This is a genomic window from Streptomyces sparsus (assembly GCF_054776295.1).
On sequence record NZ_BAAHCA010001381.1, the window covers coordinates 1 to 915 of the forward strand.

The window sequence follows — 915 nt, forward strand, 5'->3', positions numbered from 1 at the left end:
GTCGACGCGGGACGGTCGTACGGGGCCGGCCGGCGGCGCTGAGCCGGCCCCGGGGTGTCACTGCCCGGCGAGGCCGGTGTGCGCGATGCCGCGCACGATCTGGCGCTGGAACAGCATGAAGACGATCAGCAGGGGCAGTCCGGCGATCACGAGCGTCGCCATGATCTGCGCGTACCTGACCCCGAACGAGGACTGCACGCTGACCAGTCCCACCGGCAGGGTCATGGCGTCGGGGTCGGTGGTGACCAGGAAGGGCCAGAGGAAGTTGTTCCAGGTGGAGATGAAGGTGAAGATCGCGACCGCGGCGAGCACCGGTCGGGACAGCGGCATCACGATCGTCCAGAACACCCGCCAGCGGCCCGCGCCGTCGACGAACGCCGCCTCCTCCAGCTCCCGCGGCACGCCCTGGAAGAACTTCACCAGGATGAACACCATCGCCGGGACGGCGACCTGGGGCAGGATCACGCCCCAGTAGGTGTCGACCAGGCGCAGCTGCACCATCTGCGTGAACAGTGGAGCGATCAGCACCTGCGGCGGCACGATGATCCCGGCGAGCACCAGCCCGTACAGCCACTTGCGGCCCCGGAAGTCGGTGCGGGCGAAGCCGTAGGCGGCCATGGCGGACAGCAGCACGGTCAGCGCGGTGGTGACGACCGAGACGAACAGCGAGTTGCCGATCCAGCGCAGCAGGTCCCCCGACTCCCACACCTTGGCGTAGGCCTCGAAGGTGACCGTGGAGCCGATCCACCGCAGCGGCGTCTGCGCGGTCTCGCCTTCCGGCTTGAGCGAGGTGGCGACCGCCCAGGCGAGCGGCAGCAGCCAGGCAGCGGCGACCACCAGCGCTGTGGCGAGCAGGGCGATCCGTCCCGGGGTCCAGCGCGGTCGGCGGCCCGCGGCCGAGTCGGCCGTCCTGCC

1 protein-coding gene is annotated in these 915 nt (G+C 70.7%); it reads right to left on the reverse strand.

All coding sequences use genetic code 11. From position 1 onward, the window contains the following. Positions 1 to 57 precede the first annotated feature (57 nt). A partial coding sequence (locus ACYVE9_RS28570; RefSeq protein WP_461030785.1) for a carbohydrate ABC transporter permease occupies positions 58 to 915 on the reverse strand: 858 nt, incomplete at its 5' end.